General features: G+C 37.0%; 14 protein-coding genes and 3 pseudogenes. 9 read left to right on the top strand and 8 right to left on the bottom strand.

The features are described from left to right. Window positions 1–204: 204 nt before the first annotated feature. Window positions 205–1,140 carry an aminoglycoside phosphotransferase family protein gene (locus IG80_RS0110430; protein WP_232224399.1) on the bottom strand — a complete coding sequence of 312 codons (936 nt, stop codon included), beginning with the start codon at window positions 1,138–1,140 and terminating at the stop codon, window positions 205–207. Between the two features lie 62 nt (window positions 1,141–1,202). After that, window positions 1,203–1,775: pseudogene (locus IG80_RS0110425) on the bottom strand (recombinase family protein); the annotation flags it as partial. Window positions 1,776–1,920: 145 nt separating this feature from the next. On the opposite strand from IG80_RS0110425, the pseudogene IG80_RS0110420 reads away from it, so the two are divergent. The 4 genes and pseudogenes from IG80_RS0110420 (at window position 1,921) to IG80_RS0110400 (ending at window position 6,542) form a co-directional block, all read left to right on the top strand. After that, window positions 1,921–4,964: pseudogene (locus IG80_RS0110420) on the top strand (Tn3 family transposase). A gap of 38 nt (window positions 4,965–5,002) precedes the next feature. Next, window positions 5,003–5,452, top strand: a pseudogene (locus IG80_RS0110405) (recombinase family protein); the annotation flags it as partial. 69 nt (window positions 5,453–5,521) lie between these two features. After that, complete coding sequence (locus IG80_RS16960; protein ID WP_075553235.1) at window positions 5,522–5,779, top strand: DDE-type integrase/transposase/recombinase; 258 nt, start codon at window positions 5,522–5,524, stop codon at window positions 5,777–5,779. A gap of 175 nt (window positions 5,780–5,954) precedes the next feature. After that, window positions 5,955–6,542, top strand: coding sequence for a hypothetical protein (locus IG80_RS0110400; protein WP_032113982.1), 588 nt, complete (start codon window positions 5,955–5,957; stop codon window positions 6,540–6,542). 279 nt (window positions 6,543–6,821) lie between these two features. Here the strand turns inward: IG80_RS0110400 and IG80_RS0110395 are convergent, their stop codons facing one another. The 5 genes from IG80_RS0110395 to IG80_RS0110370 form a co-directional block, all read right to left on the bottom strand. Continuing rightward, window positions 6,822–7,790, bottom strand: coding sequence for an IS5 family transposase (locus IG80_RS0110395; RefSeq protein WP_052045949.1), 969 nt, complete (start codon window positions 7,788–7,790; stop codon window positions 6,822–6,824). Between the two features lie 367 nt (window positions 7,791–8,157). Beyond that, entirely contained in the window at window positions 8,158–8,499 is a 342-nt protein-coding gene (locus tag IG80_RS0110390) for a WGR domain-containing protein (protein ID WP_052046366.1), read from the bottom strand. A 54-nt stretch (window positions 8,500–8,553) separates the two neighbouring features. Next, entirely contained in the window at window positions 8,554–9,660 is a 1,107-nt protein-coding gene (locus IG80_RS0110385; protein ID WP_032113981.1) for a Fic family protein, read from the bottom strand. A gap of 259 nt (window positions 9,661–9,919) precedes the next feature. After that, window positions 9,920–10,624, bottom strand: a complete 705-nt coding sequence (locus IG80_RS0110380; RefSeq protein ID WP_032113980.1) for an IS6 family transposase — start codon at window positions 10,622–10,624, stop codon at window positions 9,920–9,922. A 525-nt stretch (window positions 10,625–11,149) separates the two neighbouring features. Further along, window positions 11,150–12,583 (bottom strand): hypothetical protein, encoded by a 1,434-nt coding sequence (locus IG80_RS0110370; RefSeq protein WP_032113979.1) that lies wholly within the window; start codon window positions 12,581–12,583, stop codon window positions 11,150–11,152. A gap of 338 nt (window positions 12,584–12,921) precedes the next feature. On the opposite strand from IG80_RS0110370, the gene IG80_RS0110365 reads away from it, so the two are divergent. From IG80_RS0110365 to IG80_RS0110350, 4 genes are all read left to right on the top strand, one after another. Continuing rightward, window positions 12,922–13,659: a hypothetical protein gene (locus IG80_RS0110365; protein WP_032113978.1), complete on the top strand. Its 738-nt coding sequence runs from the start codon at window positions 12,922–12,924 to the stop codon at window positions 13,657–13,659. A gap of 224 nt (window positions 13,660–13,883) precedes the next feature. Next, window positions 13,884–14,438: a recombinase family protein gene (locus IG80_RS0110360; protein WP_032113977.1), complete on the top strand. Its 555-nt coding sequence runs from the start codon at window positions 13,884–13,886 to the stop codon at window positions 14,436–14,438. Beyond that, entirely contained in the window at window positions 14,438–14,677 is a 240-nt protein-coding gene (locus IG80_RS0110355; protein WP_032113976.1) for a virulence RhuM family protein, read from the top strand. Before IG80_RS0110360 ends, IG80_RS0110355 begins: the two co-directional genes overlap by 1 nt. 17 nt (window positions 14,678–14,694) lie before the next feature. Then, complete coding sequence (locus IG80_RS0110350) at window positions 14,695–15,117, top strand: VOC family protein (RefSeq protein ID WP_032113975.1); 423 nt, start codon at window positions 14,695–14,697, stop codon at window positions 15,115–15,117. Window positions 15,118–15,127: 10 nt separating this feature from the next. On the opposite strand, the gene IG80_RS0110345 is transcribed toward IG80_RS0110350, so the two are convergent. Then, on the bottom strand, window positions 15,128–16,408 hold the full coding sequence (locus tag IG80_RS0110345; RefSeq protein WP_032113974.1) for a Fic family protein: 1,281 nt from the start codon (window positions 16,406–16,408) through the stop codon (window positions 15,128–15,130). A 427-nt stretch (window positions 16,409–16,835) separates the two neighbouring features. Between IG80_RS0110345 and IG80_RS0110340 the strand changes: the two genes are divergently transcribed. Next, entirely contained in the window at window positions 16,836–18,686 is a 1,851-nt protein-coding gene (locus tag IG80_RS0110340; RefSeq protein ID WP_032113973.1) for a hypothetical protein, read from the top strand. Window positions 18,687–18,749: the final 63 nt, after the last annotated feature.

Raw genomic sequence — 18,749 nt, 5'->3', positions numbered from 1 at the left:
ATTTTCATGTACTTTAGTCCATTTTACTAATAAAAAAATAATATTTTGAACCTAGATTAACTGAACCATTTTATCTTACCAGAAATAGGCGTAGAATCCCACCTTAGATATCGTATAACTTCGTATAATGTATGCTATACGAAGTTATTACGAAAAGTGTTTGTTCTGAGTTAGGCTATTTTCCAGAAGGCCGAGGAACATTTCTCAAAAATTAGTTGTAACCATTTCATGTTCATTTAAAATCTCATTAATAATTTGCTGTTTTTGCACCGCTTCTGGGCTTGTTTTATCTTTGAGTGCTACAAGCTCAAAGCTGGCCTTCCATAAAGCCCAGCCGCGTGCTCGAGCCCACGTATCAGGGTCTAAGGCCAAATGTGACTTAAAGACTTTCCGACTTTCGTTTTTTAAGAATGTCCAAGCTATCACCGTATCACAAGCAGGATCGCCAACTCCCATGCATCCAAAATCAATAACGGCAGCAAGCCGTCCATCTTTGATTAGGATATTTCCGCTTGCGAAATCACCATGAATCCACACAGGGTTCTGGCTCCATTTGGAGCTTATAGCTTTTTCCCAAACAGATGCCGCACTTCTTTCATCAATAATGTCTCGTAACTCCGCAATTGCCGATCTTGTCTCTGCGTCATAAACGGAAGGGTGGGCGCCCCTCCAGTATTTATGGAGTCCAGCATGTGGGCCATCAGTGGCATCGATCTTATGCAATTCATTCAGAAACTGCGCAAGATGTGAGGCAAATAGCTGTAAATGCAAGTCATCAATGACGAGAGTATTTGCACTTTCTCCTTCAATCCATCGATAGATTGACCAATTCCAAGGATAATTCTTTGAAGATTGCTCCTGAGCTAAAGGTTCAGGAATATGAAATGAAAGATGTGGTGCTAATATTGGCAACCATTTTTGTTCTTTTGGAACTTGTGGTGCATACCCTTTAGCACTTGGGAGTCTTATGAACATTTCTTCGCCTAAGCGAAAGGTTCTATTATCTATGCCGCTGAATTCAACAGGTTTGATCTCCAAATGGGCCCACTGTGGGAACTGTTCTGCAATGAGGTCGGTTACCAATGATAAAGTAATTTCCGGTCTATTGGGTGTTTGAATAAAAGACATAGCGGCAGGCATAATCCCTTTATGATGGTCTGGTATATAAATTTTCTAAAAATAGATGATTAGCAATTTTTTTCACCAATACAAACATTTCGAGACCGCAGGTACAAATACAAAGTAGTTTTAGAAATATCCAATTGTTCGGCAATTTTTTTCACGGGGATAGTTCCATTTTTATAAAGTGCTTCCGCAATAGTTGCCTTTTCCATAGCTAATTTTGACATCCCTTTAGGTCTACCTCCTTTTCGCCCCCGAGCACGAGCTGATTTTAACCCTGCTTGCGTGCGCTCGCGAATTAATTCCCGTCCAAATTCTGCAAGGGAAGCAAAAATTCCAAAAATTAACCGTCCTTGAGGAGTAGTTGTATCGATTGGGTCATTCAAACTAATTAACCCCACCTTTTTTTCAATTAATTTTGTTGTCAGGTGGATTAAATGTGCCAAGTTTCTGCCAAGCCTATCTAATTTCCAGATAACCAATGTGTCACCTTCTCGAAGATTTCGCATTATCTCATCAAGTATAGGTCTTGCTGTTTTTGCACCACTGGCAATTTCTTCATGGATTTGAATACAACCAGCCTCTTTTAGTGCCTCCACCTGCATAGATAACGATTGGTCTCTGGTTGAAACACGAGCATATCCTATTTTCATGTACTTTAGTCCATTTTACTAATAAAAAAATAATATTTTGAACCTAGATTAACTGAACCATTTTATCTTACCAGAAATAGGCGTAGAATCCCACCTTAGATAACTGAACCAGCCAGTCCAGCTAAACCTCCGTTTTTTTGAACCCATGAATAATCTGAAGCGCCCTTATCTCCTACCGGAAGCCGAAATAGCCGATCTCTATGCAAGGCCAATTTTTAACCACAATGAGCAATTGCTCTATTTTGAAATGAATCAGATCGAGCTGGATGCATTAGGTCAATTTGGAACCATCAAAACAAAAGTGTGCTTTATTTTGCAGCTTGCATACTTCAAAGCCAAGAATCAATTTTTCACTTTTACATTTGATGATGTTCGGGCTGATGTCGAGTACATCCTTACCAAATTTTTTAAGAGGACCGATAAGATTCTACAAGGTTGCATCACACGTCAGCGGATTAGCCAGCAAAAACAAGTTATTCTCAGCCTATTTGATTATCAAGATTGGTCAACAGAGCAAGCCACCCTAATTGAGGCCCATATTTGTAAATTACTAAGATTTTATCCAAAAGGATATGATACCTTCCGTCAATTATTAGTGTATTTTGATAATCAGAAAATAGTTATTCCAACCTACCGCACTCTACAAGACCTATTTACTCGTGCCTTGGCCAAAGAGAATGAGAGGCTAAGTCACTTAATTGCACTTATCCCTCAACCACAACAAGAGCAATTAGCAGAATTGATAGCCCGAGAGGATGGCATAACAAAACTCAACACAATAAGATGTGATCAAAAAAACTTCACATATACCTCAATAAGTGCTGAAGTTGACAAAGCCTTGGCGCTTGTTGAATTGTATAACTTTGCAAAAGATTTCCTTCCATCCCTCCTGCTGTCTAAAAATGCTATCCGTTATTATGCTGACTTAGCAGAACAATACGCAGCTTCCCGACTAAGGAGATTAAGTATCCCTCACCAATGGTTGCAGACTCTTTGTTTTGTCTACCATCGGTATCAACAAATCATGGATAACTTAATCACCAGTTTTATGTATCATACAAGACTCATAATGGATGATGGTAAGGTTTATGCTGACAAGGCAATGACCGAACATAATTCTGGGTTGGCTATTGATTTTCCAAAATTAGCTCGTTTTCTCAAGTGGTTTCCAAAACGCAAACCCAATCTGAGTCATGAGGAGTTAAATCAGGTAGCTTATAAAATTTTGCCAGAAGAACAGTTTTGTGTGCTAGCGCAATTTTTAGAGGGCAATACCTTTGATAAGAAAGCGGCTACGCGTGAATTTTATTTAAAATCATCACGATTATTTGCACTTTATCTAAGACCAATCTTACTGACCGTACCGTTTGGATTTTATAAAGAGAAGAGTGGTATTATGGATCTCCTCCATCTGATGAAAGATCACTATGCTCGCGGAAAAAGTCCAGCAACATTTAGAGTGCCTAAAGATTTGGAAGACACGCTCTCCAGAACGGTGCTCCCTTGTTTGAAAAAAGATCCAAGTGATGAGCAGCTAGATCCTCATTTATTTGAATTTTTTATTTATCAGAAAATGTACCGTCGCCTGGACAAAGGTCTACTTTGCTGTAATGAAAGTGTTTCTTATTGTGATATTGATCATGATTTGGTCGATGATAGATTGGTGGATGATGTTGAAAGGATAGCCAACGAATTTGGTTACCCCAAAATTCCAATTTATTGCGATCAACGCTTGGATGAGGCTCTCACCATGCTAGACAATACATGGGATAGAACAACAAAACGGATCAATCTTGGCGAGAATGCAGAGTTCAATATAAAAGAAACGAAAGCCGGTGAACAAGACTGGACTTTGGGCTATGATAGCCTGGATAGTCTGGATGATGCTTTTTTTAAAACTTTATCTCAAATAGAAATACCAGATATCGTGATGTACATTGGCGATCGCATCAACATGTGGGAGTCTTTTAGCCACATGAGAACACGCTACAACAAAAGAAAAAAGCCAATGACGTTGGCCGTTAATGCCTGTGTTTTGTCAGACGCTTTTGGCATTGGCACAGAAAAAATGGCTGAAATGTCTGATCTTAACTATAATCTTCTACGATCAACTCAAGAGGATTTCATTCGCATAGAGACATTATGCGCTTCGAATGATGCGGTGGGTAATTTGATCCATTCACTGCCTATCTTTAAGCTGTGGAATTTAATGGATGACAAATTGTTGGGAGATGCTGATGGGCAAAAACTTTCGACAAGTGAGAGTACCATTCAATCAAGATATTCCAAAAAATATCTTGGTAAATCTCCAGGACTTTCTGTCTATACATTGGTTGCAAATTTTGTCGCCGTGAATGCCAAGAATATTGGACTAAACGAATATGAAGGACACTCTCTTTATGATGTCATTTATGGTAATAAAACAGACATTAACATCGACATGGTGACGGTAATCACTCTTTGAATAAGCTTAATTTTGTTATCCTGGACTCCATAGATGTGGATTATGTGCCTAGCATTAAAGATATTAAAGAAGCATCTAATGACTTATATTCGATCAAAACACCCGATAATTATGCCGGCATTATTCGCCCGAATGGGGTAATCAATACAAGCCTGATTAAATCGGAAAAAAGAGGAATATTACGGGTATTAATTTCGTTGCTCCTACAAGAAAATACACAAAGTAATATTGTCAGAAAAATAAATTCCTACGCTCGTTATGCGGGATTAAAAAAAGCACTTTTTGAGTATAATTTGATATTTAAAAGCACGCATGTATTGAATTTAATCGATAATATGGCTCTTCGAAAAGCGATACAAACAGCTAGAAATTGAACTGAGGCCTATCACCAATTACAGGGACTCATTAGAAAAATCTATCGTGGTGTTTTTAAAGGAAAAAAAGTAGTCAACAATCAAGTCAGCGCCCATGCAGTAAGACTCGTGGCAAATTGTATTATTGCTTACAATACCATTATTTTGAACACCGTTTACGAGAAAATACTTAAAGAAATGGTCAAGCCAGCAATTATTGAAGAATTTGCCAGAATTTCACCGATTGCCTGGGGGCATATCGCCTTTACTGGAAAGTATAATTTTAAAAAGAGTGATGGTGATATCGATGTAAATGCAATGGTCAGTGCACTTGAAAAACACTTAAAACAATACTTCTGGAAAGAGGCCTAACTCAGAACAAACACTTTTGGGGGTTCTTCCACAGGACCCCTGGTAACACATTGGTCGTTTGGAAGCTGGACCGGTTGGGGCGAAATCTCAAGCATCTTGTCAATACAGTTGAAGATCTAAAGAATAAGGACATAGGCTTTAGAGTTCTAACGGGGCAGGGGGCTCAGATAGATACGACAACGCCTCACGGTAAACTTGTTTTTGGTATGTTTGCCGCTCTTGCAGAATTTGAACGAGAGTTAATTGTTGAGCGAACCAAGGCTGACCTTGAGGCAGCAAGGGCGCGTGGGAGAAACGGGGATCGTCCCCGTAAAATGGATGTTCACTTACTTCGAATGGCTATGGCGGCTATGAAAGATCAAAAAGCCGTTGCACAAGATGTGGCTAAACGCCTCGGTATCACAACAACGACATTATATATGTATGTGAATGGTGATGGCTCAGTTAAAGAGCCCGGGCAAAAATTATTAGAGGTGTCTAAATTATAGGATAAATAAGATCCAAAATATAATTCATCCTTTTAATTGAAAGTCACCTTTTCGTATTAAAACCAAGGCTTGACTGTAGAACGCCGTCAACATAAAAGGTTAAATAACAGAATTGAAAATTCACATCAAGCAATCCGTCAGCAAGAACATAAGATGCGACGTTTCAAATCTGCGCCATTGACTCAACGCTTTTTATCGTGCCATGGGGCAATCAATAATCTATTTAAAGTTGGCCGTTATAAGCAATCTGCAAAAAACTACAGACAAGCATTTAAAAACGCGATTAACGATTGGCATTCTATCAATCAACAGAATCACTGTGTCTAAAATTTGAAAGAAAGGGTTGTTTGCGCCTTAATTTGGTCATTAATCAGTTAAGTTGACGGCGCCCCCTATCTATAAAGATAAAATTTTTAATGATTTTATTGTAAATATTTTGCTATAAATTATAAATAATTTATTTTATATTTTTAAATATGTAATCAAAAAAGGTTATTTTGTAATGTTTGATAATTTTAGATACGTTTTATATTGCTGTGTAATGGGAGCTTATCTGCTAATCCCCAAGAATGCTAAAGCGCAAGATATGCCCAACTGCATAGATGCTCCCGTGGATGATGGAATATTAGATAATAAGCCCTATTGCATAATAGAGGTTCCTTCTGACTTTACTTTTCCTCCGCAGCCTATCTCTGTAATAGTTGTTTCCACTCGAGAAGAGCTACCTAATCATTATGCTCGTACGGAAATGTTTTGCGAATTTAATCAACAATTCTCTCCTGAAGGAAATAGATTAACCATCACGTATAATCAGATTCATAGTCTCCTTGATGAGATTGACGAGGAGATTTCCAACAATCTCTTGAGTTTTTCTATCCCTATGGAGCCTAACTTTCCCTCTCATTATAAAAAGCCTTATGGAAATAGTGTTGTTTTATTAGGTCTCGAGGCAACTAGCCGTTTACATAATCGTCTATTTTTTAATTGTTTCGCTCCGTACAGAACACCCAATATGGAGATGCTAGTTAAATTATCCCTAATTACTACTTCTGCTGGCACTAAGCTTGACATCCAAAGACTAACCGACTAGATAGCCGTGGGGGTAACCCTGCTTCTCATCTTTCCTGTCAACATACAAGCTATAAACTACTCCTGCAGCATATAGGGTGCTGATGGTATAGCGTGAACATTAAGCTAATTTACTAGTGTTCACGTCATACGGTAATCCCCCCCCAAAAATTAAAGGGAGTCAAAAGTAGAATTGTCAAAGACCACCCCACGTAACTTTTGCATAGGTGTTATCCCACCTAAGGCGGCATTGTTGCGCAAATAGGACGAAAGAATAAAGTCCCCCTTTTCCCCGTATTTATTAGATTTTAACTGATTCCGGCATGCCAAGATTAGTAAAAGTGTTCATGATGAAGCACCCAAGATGCAATTCTGCATCCTGGTTATCCCATAACCTGGCATTAAGCTTACGACCGATCACCTCTTTATAGCGGTATATCGTATTTTCTACTTTTGCTCTCCTGCCATAATCATTTTTTGTTTGCCAGGCGTATAGTCCCTTTTTATCAATGTAATTAATACCCTTTTGTCTGACAGAGCAATGCTCTTCTGACAGTGAAGGAGATCCTCGAGCTGGAGGAATAATGGCTTGAATGTTGTCTAATTCTAGTTTTTCATAAACACTTTCCCCATCATAGCCCGCATCAGCAATAAGTTGCGTAATATTTGTCGCATCGGCCTGCTTAAGGTGAGCGTCTAAGCAGGATCGATCATCTGTTAAATGACTAGTCATTATCCGAGAAACAATTAATCCCTTGCTGCTAATGCCAAGGTGAAGCTTACGCCAGACTTTGCGTTTGTACTGTTTGCCATATTTTGTTTCGAGCCATTCACTTTCTCCAAATACTTTAATACCTGTACTATCAATGACAAGGTGACCGTGTTCATCCATTTTTTCTAATTGGCGCGTGATTAAAGGGACAGTCCCTCGACGTGATAGTCTTGTGTAATCAGGGACATCCAATTGAAGGCCAAGGAGATGAAACAATGACTTGACCAATCCTTGAGTTTGTCTAAGTTTTTGTTTAAAGATGAGCCTTAATGTTAGCATTAGTGTAATGGCATGATCAGAATAGTGAAGAGGCCGCCCTTTTTTAGAAATAGGAGATTTTTGCGCGTACCACTTATGGTGAAGATCCTCACAAAGCCATAAAGTGAGATCTCCTCTGTTTATTAAAGTTTGATTATAGTCTGGCCAATTCTGTAGGCGATAGTGCTCTTGACGTTTATGAATAGCGCCTGATCGCCTAATACGTTCTTTATAAGGCATAGGTCGTCCTTTTTTATTTTAAAAAAAATACTTCCATTTACCTTTTAATGACAACTTTTTCTGTTTGCGCAACAAATCCAATTTTGGTGATATTGTAAGCATTTGACAGACCTCTTATTGCCTGCAATTTACCCCTAACTAACTTGACACACAATAGATGCGACAGAACCTGAAACTTTAAGATATTCGACTTTGTTGTGGATAACTCTGTGAATTGTTCCTCTTATGATATATCTAACTTCCCAAGAATTAAGCCTTTTAACCTAGTTGCTTAAAAATTGGGCATATACATTAAGACAGAAATTAAGAAAAATAGAAGATTGATTTTCTTGAAAAACATCCTAATTTAGAGTATTTGGTGAAGAGGTCAAAGGGGAACAAATATAGGGAATGAATCAAATAAATGAGTCTCCAGGAGTTCTTTTTCAAGAAAATTATCAACACACAAGTAAGAAATAATTTTATAATCGGTACCAATACGCTTGTGTGCAGATTGTCTTTTTTTAAGAAGCTGCTGAAGTTTCTTGTGTAAGGATTCTAATGTCTCAAAAGAATAACTTCTAAGTTTGCCAGTAGTGCCAATACGGCCATTGGCCGTTGTGAGTACCCATATGCCAAATAAATCTTTTCCGATGTAGATTTCATAATTTCTGAAAATATTGTGTTTTTGATGGATCGCTTGGAGATTAATAGTTAACAAGTTTAGCATCAGTAAGCTCCTTTTTAGAGGCGCATATTACCCTTTGATTTTTCTGCGATACCATTAACATTTTAGGATTAAATGATAACGTGTGCCTTTGAGCTCTCCTGTCTTTAGCAAGACATCTTTTTCAACCAAATCTTGCAAATCACGAGTCGCTGTAGCTCGTGAAGCATCGGTTATGCGGATGTAATTATCAGCACTCAATCCTCCCTTAAATCCTTCAGGGCCCTCCTTAAACATGCGTAAAAGGGTCCTGCTTTGTCGACTATTTAATTGTCCTCTCAGTCGATCAAGTATCCTAGATTTATTGATGATAAACTCTATTAAACTTTGGGAATATAGTTGAGCTTCAATAACTGTTTTGGCAAAATAGACTAGCCAATCTGTTATTTCCATGAATTTATTATTGTCTTCTAGCGCTTGATAATAGTCTTTTTTATGTTTTTGTATGACGTGCGATAAAGAAATTAAGGTTGGATGTTGAAGGCTTTGAGATAGGGATTTTTCTGCAATCGCCCGTGCAATGCGCCCATTGCCATCTTCAAAGGGATGAATGCAGACAAAATACAAGTGAGCAATACCAGCCCTTGTCAGTATAGGTAAATGGTCATTTCTTTCAAAGGATGTCGTATTAAACCACTGAATAAATCGATCCATTTCTTTTGGTATTTCCTTAGAGGCAGGTGCAACAAAATGAATCTTTTGTTTGTGATAAGATCCTGAAATCACCTGCATAGGCTCAGGATGGGTTCTATATTTGCCGATATCAAGAAGATCTCGTCGCCCGTCTGTTAAGTATTCATGCCAACAGAATAATTTCTCATGGGTGAGTGGTTCTGCATATGTTTTGTATAAATCAACAAGTAAGTTAGCAATGCCACGCTCTGCTGGAGGTACCTTTCGATTATCGGCATCTAAACCAAAATTGCGTCGTATAGAAGATTGTATGCTTTCTCGATTTAAATAATCGCCTTCGATTTCAGAAGTTTTTAACGCTTCGTTACTCATCATATCTACCATCAGAATAAGCTTATCTTCTTCAGGGAGATACTTTAGCATTCCTTGTAAAAGTCCTGTGTTTTTCAAAAAATCAGCTTCAAGTTGCTCTAAGGTACTTTTATCGTAAGTAAAGTTGGGCCAATCTTTTTGTTGCCAATTCCAAGTCATGAGTTATATGTTCCTTACTTATAACTCATTTTATAGCACAAATTCGAGTTATAAACAAAGTCTTTATTGCTCATTTTTCTCTTTGTTCTCTTTTTCTAAGGAAAGGGAAGGGGCGGCTTTTCCTTTTAACTCCCATCTTTTTAACACTTTAGGGTCCTTTGCTTGTTCTGCTATGTCCAGTATAGCCCCTTGAAGTTGTTCTGTCGCATCTGTGAGATAAGATTATGGATTAGACCAATACGGACTGATTCCGGACAAATTAAGCCATCAGATTTAAAAAATTATGGAAAGAGGAGTTGGAAGCATTTTGACCGATAATTTGTCCTTTTTGAATCATACGAATATTTTCTATCCCAGTAATCGTTACCTTGGCTGAATGAAAGTTCTTAAACCCGAGAGTTGGCCTTGTGCGCTTTTTGATAAAGCGATGATCTTGCTCGACAATGTTATTAAGATACTTAATTTGCCGGATTTCAATTTCATCTTCTTTAAGGACATCCTTGTTAAAACTGTCAAGCGCTGCTTTATTACTGCCACTTTTATCAACAGTGACTTTGTCAGGATGTCCACTTTCCTTAAAGGCTTTTCTAAAAAAAGCCTTTGCTGCAATGGCATCTCTCCTGGCCCGAAGCAGAAAATCAATGGTGTTACCTTCTTTGTCTACAGCTCTATAAAGATAGACCCATTTGCCATTTAACTTAATATAGGTCTCGTCCATTCTCCAACTTCCCTTAACTGGTTTCTTATGTTGACGAACCCTCTTGTCAATGAGAGGAACAAAGCGTTTCACCCATCTTTGTAACGTTGAAAGGTCAATTTCGGTGCCTCGGACCATCATCATCTCTTCTAATTCACGGTAGCTGAATGAAAAACGGCATTTCATATAAACAAACAGCATAATAACCTCAGCTGAGGAACAAAACCCTTTGAAATGGGGTAATAATTTTGGTGATATTGTAAGCATTTGACAGACCTCTTATTACCTACAATTTACCCCTAACTAACTTGACACACAATAGATGCGACAGAACCGGCATGAAACCTAATATCAATCCCAACAAGCGAAATAGGAAGCAGAGCAAGCGCGGACGCAAGCCCCTGTTTGATCTCAAGATTTTTAAAGAACGTTTTCGCACAATCGAGAGAATTTTTGCTTGGGAAGATAAATTCAAGCGGCTTCTTTGAGAGAATCAGCGCTCACCACTATGGAACGAAATATATTGCCTACGCTATGATTAACTTGCGACACTTTTGTAACGGCTAAATTGTGATCTGATTAATAATACTCAACATAATATCCAAAACGGGTATGCTTCACCATGCCTGAAATTAGCTGTTTTTCCAAAAAATAGCAGGAAAGAAGCAGTTCCTGCGGCACAAAAATAAACTCATCTATATTGTTACACCTTTTTGTGTTATTTCTGCCCAGAAACTAGCAATGAGTTGCATACTAGAGATTTAATTTTTAATCATTTAAGCTTTCGCTTTATCATTTTTGTAATCCGCCTGCTCCTGATGTATCATATTTATTCCCATCGTAAATAATAATAACAGGTAGATCAAAAGCTCTAGCAGTATCCATTAATTTTTGAATATGTTGTTGGCTTAGAAACACCTCTAACTTTTCTTTTGAGGAGCGAAGAAATACACCACTTATAAGCACATTGCTATTTCCTATAGAAGGACTAATCGCAATTTCATTATATGTAACAGTAGGTGATCCGGATTGTTGTGAAGCAGCAGAATGACCCTCCTTAGATTTGTTTTCTTGCTGTTTTTTTAATCCATATTGTATCATGTCTTCTACGATGTTTGTAAAAGATAATTTATCTTTATCTTCCAATAAGGACTGGGCATCCATTAAGGAACTGATATCTTCCATTTCTTTTCTCAATCGATCTACTTTAGTATCTTGGCTATTATCTTTAGAAGGAAGCAATAAATGTAGGCGAGGTAAAGGGTTAAGCTGCACCGAGGCTTTTATTCTAACCTCTCCAACGCTTTCTCGCTGTACCTCACCAGCGGCCCCTAACAATCTTCTCCATTGCTCCACCTTATGCTTATTAAAATTATAAAAATCAATATCAGTAGGTGTATGTATATCCTTCTTAGCACCGCAAAGGTAATTTTGAGGAGGGACTGTAAGTACAAACCCTGCCTCACCAAAAGTAGCTGTAAGCCACTCGCAAATAACTGAAGCAGATATCATTGTTTTTTTATGGAAAAAGTATGGATACAAAGGTATGAAATTATTTCTTAAAGGAACATCGGGATTTAATTGTTGTTTAATAAAATCGTCAAATGACATTCCTTCAAGGTTTTTATCCAAATGTTTGAGTTCAAGTCCGTGAACGACTAACTTAAAATTATTTAGTTTTTCGCCCTGTGCCAAGCCTGAAAGGGAAGTAAACTCTCGAGGATTCCAAGTATTAAGTAATGCTGTTGAATAGTTAGAGAAGTATTGATCGCTTAGCACTATCCTACTATAACGGCCTGATTGTTTCTTAAAACAATACCCTTCTGGCCAGCCATTAGAATTAACCCCGTTGATATCAACTAGCCCCCTTCCTTCAAGTAAGATTTCAGCTTTTATAGAGGGATTGGTCTTATCCGAAGAAATGTCCATATGTGTGAAAGAATGGGTTATTTCTGTAGGCAATTGTGAGTCTGATTTTGATTCTTTTTCTTCTTCCTCCTCCTCTCCTGGAAGTGGGACTTTCCTAGCTTTGCTTGAGTGTTGAGAAATAGTATTTGATGCAGAAAAAGACTCAGCTATTTGCGTGATTGGTATATTTTTTGTTGTTTGATGGTTTAATTCTTTATTAAGATTCTGCTCACTTGCCAAGATTGTAAGAGGGCTAAATAAATATAAACTAAAAATTAATTTACATTTGAATTTATTAAAAATATTTAAACAGGCCATTTGTTCCCTTTTTATTATTGCGTCGTATAAATTTGTATAAAACAAATTATTAAATACGTAAAATTTACATTAAAAAATACATATTTATAAGAGATAAAAAGCATAAATTTAACTTTTTTTGTGATAATGTTGTAATGAATGGTGCTAATTGCGTTTAATTAGCGCTATGAAATATTTCTAAGCGATAACTCATACAAAAGTTGTTCTTACTAAAAACACTTATTTCCCGTCATCATGGATCAACACCTTTGAAAGGTGCTTGAAAATGCTCTAAAACTATACGAAAAACATAGCCGTATTGAAGGGCTACATGAAATAGTAAAAGAAGGGGTTTTCGTATGCTTGTCCCTCCCTTTCCAAAAAATATTGAAAATAAACTGCGCAGTAGGATTCAATTTGCCATTAACAATTTAGGTCCAAAAAACCCCTTTATTCACTATAATCCTCAATTCTCAAAGAGCGAGGAAGATGCTTTAAAAAGCCTCAAAATTAGCTCACCCAAAGAATATAATAACTATGGAAACCTTACAGCTTTAGAATGTGAGCTAGAAGAATTTATCGAATCATTAGCAAAAGAAAACAAAGGTAGTACCAAGGCGGTTTCTCAGCTTATTGTAAGACTTGTGAAAGATATTCTCCAAGGCTCTAGGCAAGAAACAGCTTGGGTTGCTGTACGCGCTTTTACCCCTACTTTTGAATATGATCTTCCTCGTTGGCACATAGACGGCTATTATTATAAGCCTTTTGTGGGAAACCCCTATAAAATAGTCATGATCCTTATAGGCGCACCAACTTTATTTTATAGGCTACCTATTAATAAGAGAGGGAAGTTTTATGATTTGATATATGAGGGAACAAAGAAAAATAATTATAATCGCCAAGCTATTGCAGATTTTTTAGCTAATTCTAAAGAAGCAATTTCGATGCCCCAACTAGGCCAAGGAACAGTTTTTATTGTGGGCTCTTCCAATGCAGCTGTTCACTCAGAACCTGCTATAAAAAAAGAAAGGCTTTTTTTATCGGTGCTCCCAGGAAGTAAGGAGCAAATTAAGGAGTGGAAGGATAAACAACATTAAATCAGAGACTGGCAGACCCTGTAGAAAGCTTGGGGAAAAAGAGGGGGATTCTATCCTTACCTCATATTTGCACAACAATCCAGGGATCATTAAGGTACTACTGTCTGCAAATTTATAAATTTATAGACACCATAAATCATATGAAATAGAGTGTCTATAAAATCGTATTTTAACATATTAGTAGACATAAATTCTAATAATCGACTTAGGAGACATAATAGACCATGCGACTGTTTGGATATGCTCGTGTTTCAACCAGCCAACAATCTCTCGATATTCAGATTAAGGCACTTAAAGAATCTGGCGCAAAAGAAAATCGTATTTTCACAGACATTGCCACTGGCAGCCATACAAAACGGAATGGTTTAGAGCTGTTACGCTTAAAGGTTGAAGAGAATGATGTCATTCTGGTTAAAAAATTAGATAGGTTTGGGCGAGACACTGCGGACATGATTCAATTAATTAAAGAGTTTGATGCAATGGGGGTCTCGATTCGTTTTCTCGATGACGGGATTAGTACAGAAGGGACGATGGGAAAAATGGTTGTTACCATTTTAACAGCTGTTGCTCAAGCAGAACGTCATCGTATTCTAGAGAGGACTAATGAAGGCCGTATTGAAGCTAAATCTAAGGGAATAAAGTTTGGCCGTAAGCGCAAAATTGATAGAGATAAAATAATAGCTCTGTATGTCAGTGGAGTTGGAGCAACGGAAATAGCCAAGCAAGCTGGAATCGGAAGGTCGACCGTATATAAATTACTCCAAGAGGATGCAGGGTAATGGAAAAAAACAATTCAAATAACCAAAAGCAGCTTCTTATCTATCAAGCAGAAGATGGCAGTTTTCAAATAAAAGTACGGTTAGAATCAGAGACTATTTGGCTTAACCAAAAACAAATGTCAGAATTATTTGGCACCTCTACCGACAATATATACCCAATCAAAATGAAAATTGGGTATACTATAGCCATTTTAAAATTTGCGCCAAACCCCAAAATAGTCCAATCAAAAACGAAGTAGAAAAAACTATAAAGCAAATGGAACAAAGATTAAGTGTAATTACTCTAGGAGTACAGGATCTTGAAAAGTCACGAACTTTTTATGAGAAGGGGTTAGGGTGGAAGGTCTCACCCTCAAGCAATGAACATATTATTTTATTCCAAATCGGCGGGATGGTTTTATCGCTTTTTTCCAAAAGAGAATTAGAAAAAGATGTTGGGTTGAAAATAGAGCCTGGATTTAGTGGGATTACCCTTGCCTACATCGCTAGAAATGAGGAAGAAGTCCGTGATGTTTTGAATAAAGCCGAAAAAGCTGGTGGGGAAATTGTAAAATCCGCCCAAAAAGTCTTCTGGGGAGGATATTCAGGCTACTTTACTGACCCTGATGGGTATCCTTTTGAAGTTGCTTGGAACCCATACTGGCCATTAGACGATAAGGGAAATGTAAATGTGAGCTAAAAGGACTTTATCAACAAAAGGACGAAACCGCGACACCTTTTAATCTATAAAGAACATTCTTTCCCACTCGACGAGATTCTACAAAATCAAGAGATACAAGCCCTTTGAGGTCATTAATGGCTGTTAACTTGCTAACACCAAATTTTTGTTGGACATAACTGACATTCACATCAGGTAATTGTTTCGTTTTAAGTACGTGCACAATTGTATTTTGACGCAGATTTAATCTCTCATCATAGAGTTCATCACCAGTGCGTTCGAGGAATTGAGAAGCCTTAAATTGGACTAAAGCCTCCTCAATAAGGCGAATATTAAAATCGATAAAATAGGTTAAATCTTGGTGGTCCTGCTCTGTATAAACAAAGGCTTTGCTATACTGCTGAACGGATTTTAAAATCAAGGGGGATATTGGTAATGACGTTATGTTGGGATATCCAGACTTCATTAAAAACCAATAGAACAGTGAACGGGCTGTTCTACCATTGCCGTCCACAAAGGGATGTAAGTAAGCAAACCAGTAATGGATACAAATGGCTTGTAGCAAGGGATGAAGATCTAAATTATCCTGATTTACAAAGCCAATAAAGGAACCAAGCTGATCCTTCAAAAAAGCTTCCGTAGGGGGAACAAATGTCACGATATCTGGAGTCTTTGGGGCAATGACGATGTGATCTGCATCTGTTCTCAATCTTCCTTGATCTTCATTGGGAAGATTTTGACTGGTTAACTGGATTTGCCAATCAAATAATGTTTCAAGGCTAATCTGAAAATCCAGGGGAAGATTCTCAAGGATTTGGGCCATTTTGTAATTGTTTAAAATCATCCGCTCTCCATAATCTGCTGGGGTTTTATGTAGATGCAGCAACTGCATGGCCCTATCTCGTGTCGTATGAGCTCCCTCGATCATAGCGGATGAAATGGCCTCAACCATCCAGGGTTCTGATTGAGCGTTTGGATCTCGGGGGCGATTCAGAAATATCTTATCGAAGAATAGGACAGTTTTTTCCCACCGTTGAAGAGGCAAATATCGATAAAATTCATGTTCTTCGTTTTGGATTTGTAAAGTGCGATAGGTTTTCTTGCGGTGGTTAATAATAAAGGCCCAAGCAACCTCATGGGATATTGGGAGATCTTTGAACGCCTTGTATTTTATTTTATCCCAATATAAATATACAGGGTTTTCAGAAATATCAATCAGATCTCTTTTTTGAGTCTCCGTTAATTTTTTAGCTTCTGCTTCCCAGTTTCTAGGAATTTTCGGCTGCTCGATACGATACAACTTTTCTTTCATAGGTACACAACAGGTATAATTTAATAAATATTTATACTCATAATATACTTATTATTGGCAAACAGGAAGGGAAAAATGGAAATTGCACGATAAATTATTTAGCAAACTCTTTAGGCTGCAAAATGTAAATTTAGAGTATACTATAAATTGACATTCTTTCTCCTCATTCAAATTAAATATAATTTTCCCATTGTAACACTGAAAAATATTTTGTTATTTAAGACCAAAGTAACGCATTTAATTTCTTAATATTGGGGGGAATACTCCTACTTGCTAAGGCGGTAATATGAACTCTATACTTGCAAAGTTGGGTGCTAGGTTATACCTAGAGAAATAAAAAACTTTCTTTTAACCATCATAAGAATGATAGTTTTGTTGGCTTTTGTAAGGTCCTTAAATAACAAAAAATAATACAGGAAAAATCACTATGACCAGGCTTATTGATTGCTTTTTTATGAAGTTGCCTTACTTTAAAGGCCATAATAAGCTTACAAAACTTCTTTTTATAATATTTCTAAGCTTATTTGCTTCCTTATCAGCTGCAATGCAGCTTGATGATAGTGATTGGGAGAGAGAGCAAGAAGAGAATAGGTATCTCCATATTGTTTCTTTCCTACCTTCCCGCTTTCTAATAGGTTCCAGTGAAGTCGAATGTGAACCTGAAAAGATTCATCATGGTCTTCAGCTAATTAATAAATTAGTTTCTATAGGGCAAATTTATATTTCAAAATCGACATCTCCAGATTTTCCTATTAAGTGTCCAAATTCATTAATTGTTCACTTAAGCCTTCTTTATTCTCAAGACAATATTACAAAGTGTATAGAAGGGGGGTATTTAAATTATGATACTTCACTAAGCTTATCAAAGGATAAAGCAACTGTCTTTATAAGTGGATCTCATCCAAACACTAATAATAGATATTCTTTTGATTGGGAGAGAGGAGGGGCGAAAAAGGAAGCCTTAACATACTTTTTAAACTCTGAAGCGTTAAAGTTAAAACACAACATTCCTCAATTAAGTATTCATACTACTACAAGAGAAGACAGCATAACCAAGGAACATACAGAAGAACACTTTACAGATTTATTTTTTTCTGGCTCTGCCACTCCTATTCTTGAAGGATTATTACAAAAAGCTACAAGTAGCAGGAGTAGTGAAGATGAACCTAACGAAGAAGAAGAACACTCTGAGCCTAAACAAAAGAAAGTAAAATCTCCCCTTAAACTTGCCTTACTTTTTGATTTAGGAAGTTACTATTTTATTTGTAAAGAAACTAGGGATAAAGAAAGAGAAAGTTGTCGCTCTTTACTCTTTGGGATTGCTAATGGCTCTGACCAAATAAAGCGTCCGACACTTAAGGAAAAAGTTGATAAATACCTTAAAAATGTGGAGTTATGGGTTAGAGAACTAAGGTTGCAAGGATATCCTCCGATTGAGGATATGAAAATCTTTTTTAGATTTTCTTTTGCTATCTCGCCTAATAATTTTAAAAACCCTAATCTTTTAATCAATCAGCCGATCTTCCTGAAGGGTGAAAAAAGCGTCATATCTGCTCATTTTCCTTTGCCTGGTATTGAAAACTCAGAGATTTTTTCCAACTTCATAGAATTTTACCTATGTAAAACCCAAAGGGACGGTTTATTTGAACAACAAGAGCCTACTGAAAAAAATAAAGAAATATTAGAATGGTTAAGAAGAATTAAAGACTTCTCAGAAAATTACGGTGTAAAAGAAGAAGTTTACTTTTATAAATCAAGAAAAGAACAAGCTAGATCTCTACTAGAAAGTATAGAGGAAACCGATAAAATAAAGAAGAAAAATCGCTTAAGACGTATTGATACTTTTTTAGACTCCTTGAAAAAGACTGAGTATAAGTGCGACTGTAAAAAACTTATTACATGCGGCCTAGAGCGACCAATACCTAAAAATCCTAAAAGGCCAAACAAGAAAGAAAAACAGGCTTTAGAAGCCTACGACAAGAAGAAACAATTAATAGAACAACAACCCCCTCAACTTTATAGCATGTGGGAAGGGAGACATGAAGGAAAAGAAGTAAAGGTTAAAAGTATTCACAATAAAAGATATGAAATATACATAGATAAGGAAAAAGTTGATTACGCTTCCCTAAGAAGGGGTAAGCTAGTTCCTATTCTTAGGGGTGATAAAGAGACTGAATTAAAAATGTATATTGAATGGATATTTTTTCCTGAAGAGGAAAATAAATGGTATAGTTTGGAAGAGACTCTGTTAGGTTCTGACGCTACGCTACTGCCCTAAAACTAGTCAACGTATGCAGAGATATAAATTGTTATGAATTTGATAAGCTTTTAAAGTCGAATT

The sequence above is a fragment of the Candidatus Paracaedibacter symbiosus genome, from assembly GCF_000757605.1.
GTDB lineage: Bacteria > Pseudomonadota > Alphaproteobacteria > Paracaedibacterales > Paracaedibacteraceae > Paracaedibacter_A > Paracaedibacter_A symbiosus.
The sequence above is the reverse complement of the archived record's forward strand: the minus strand, read 5'-3'. Positions and strand labels throughout refer to the sequence as shown.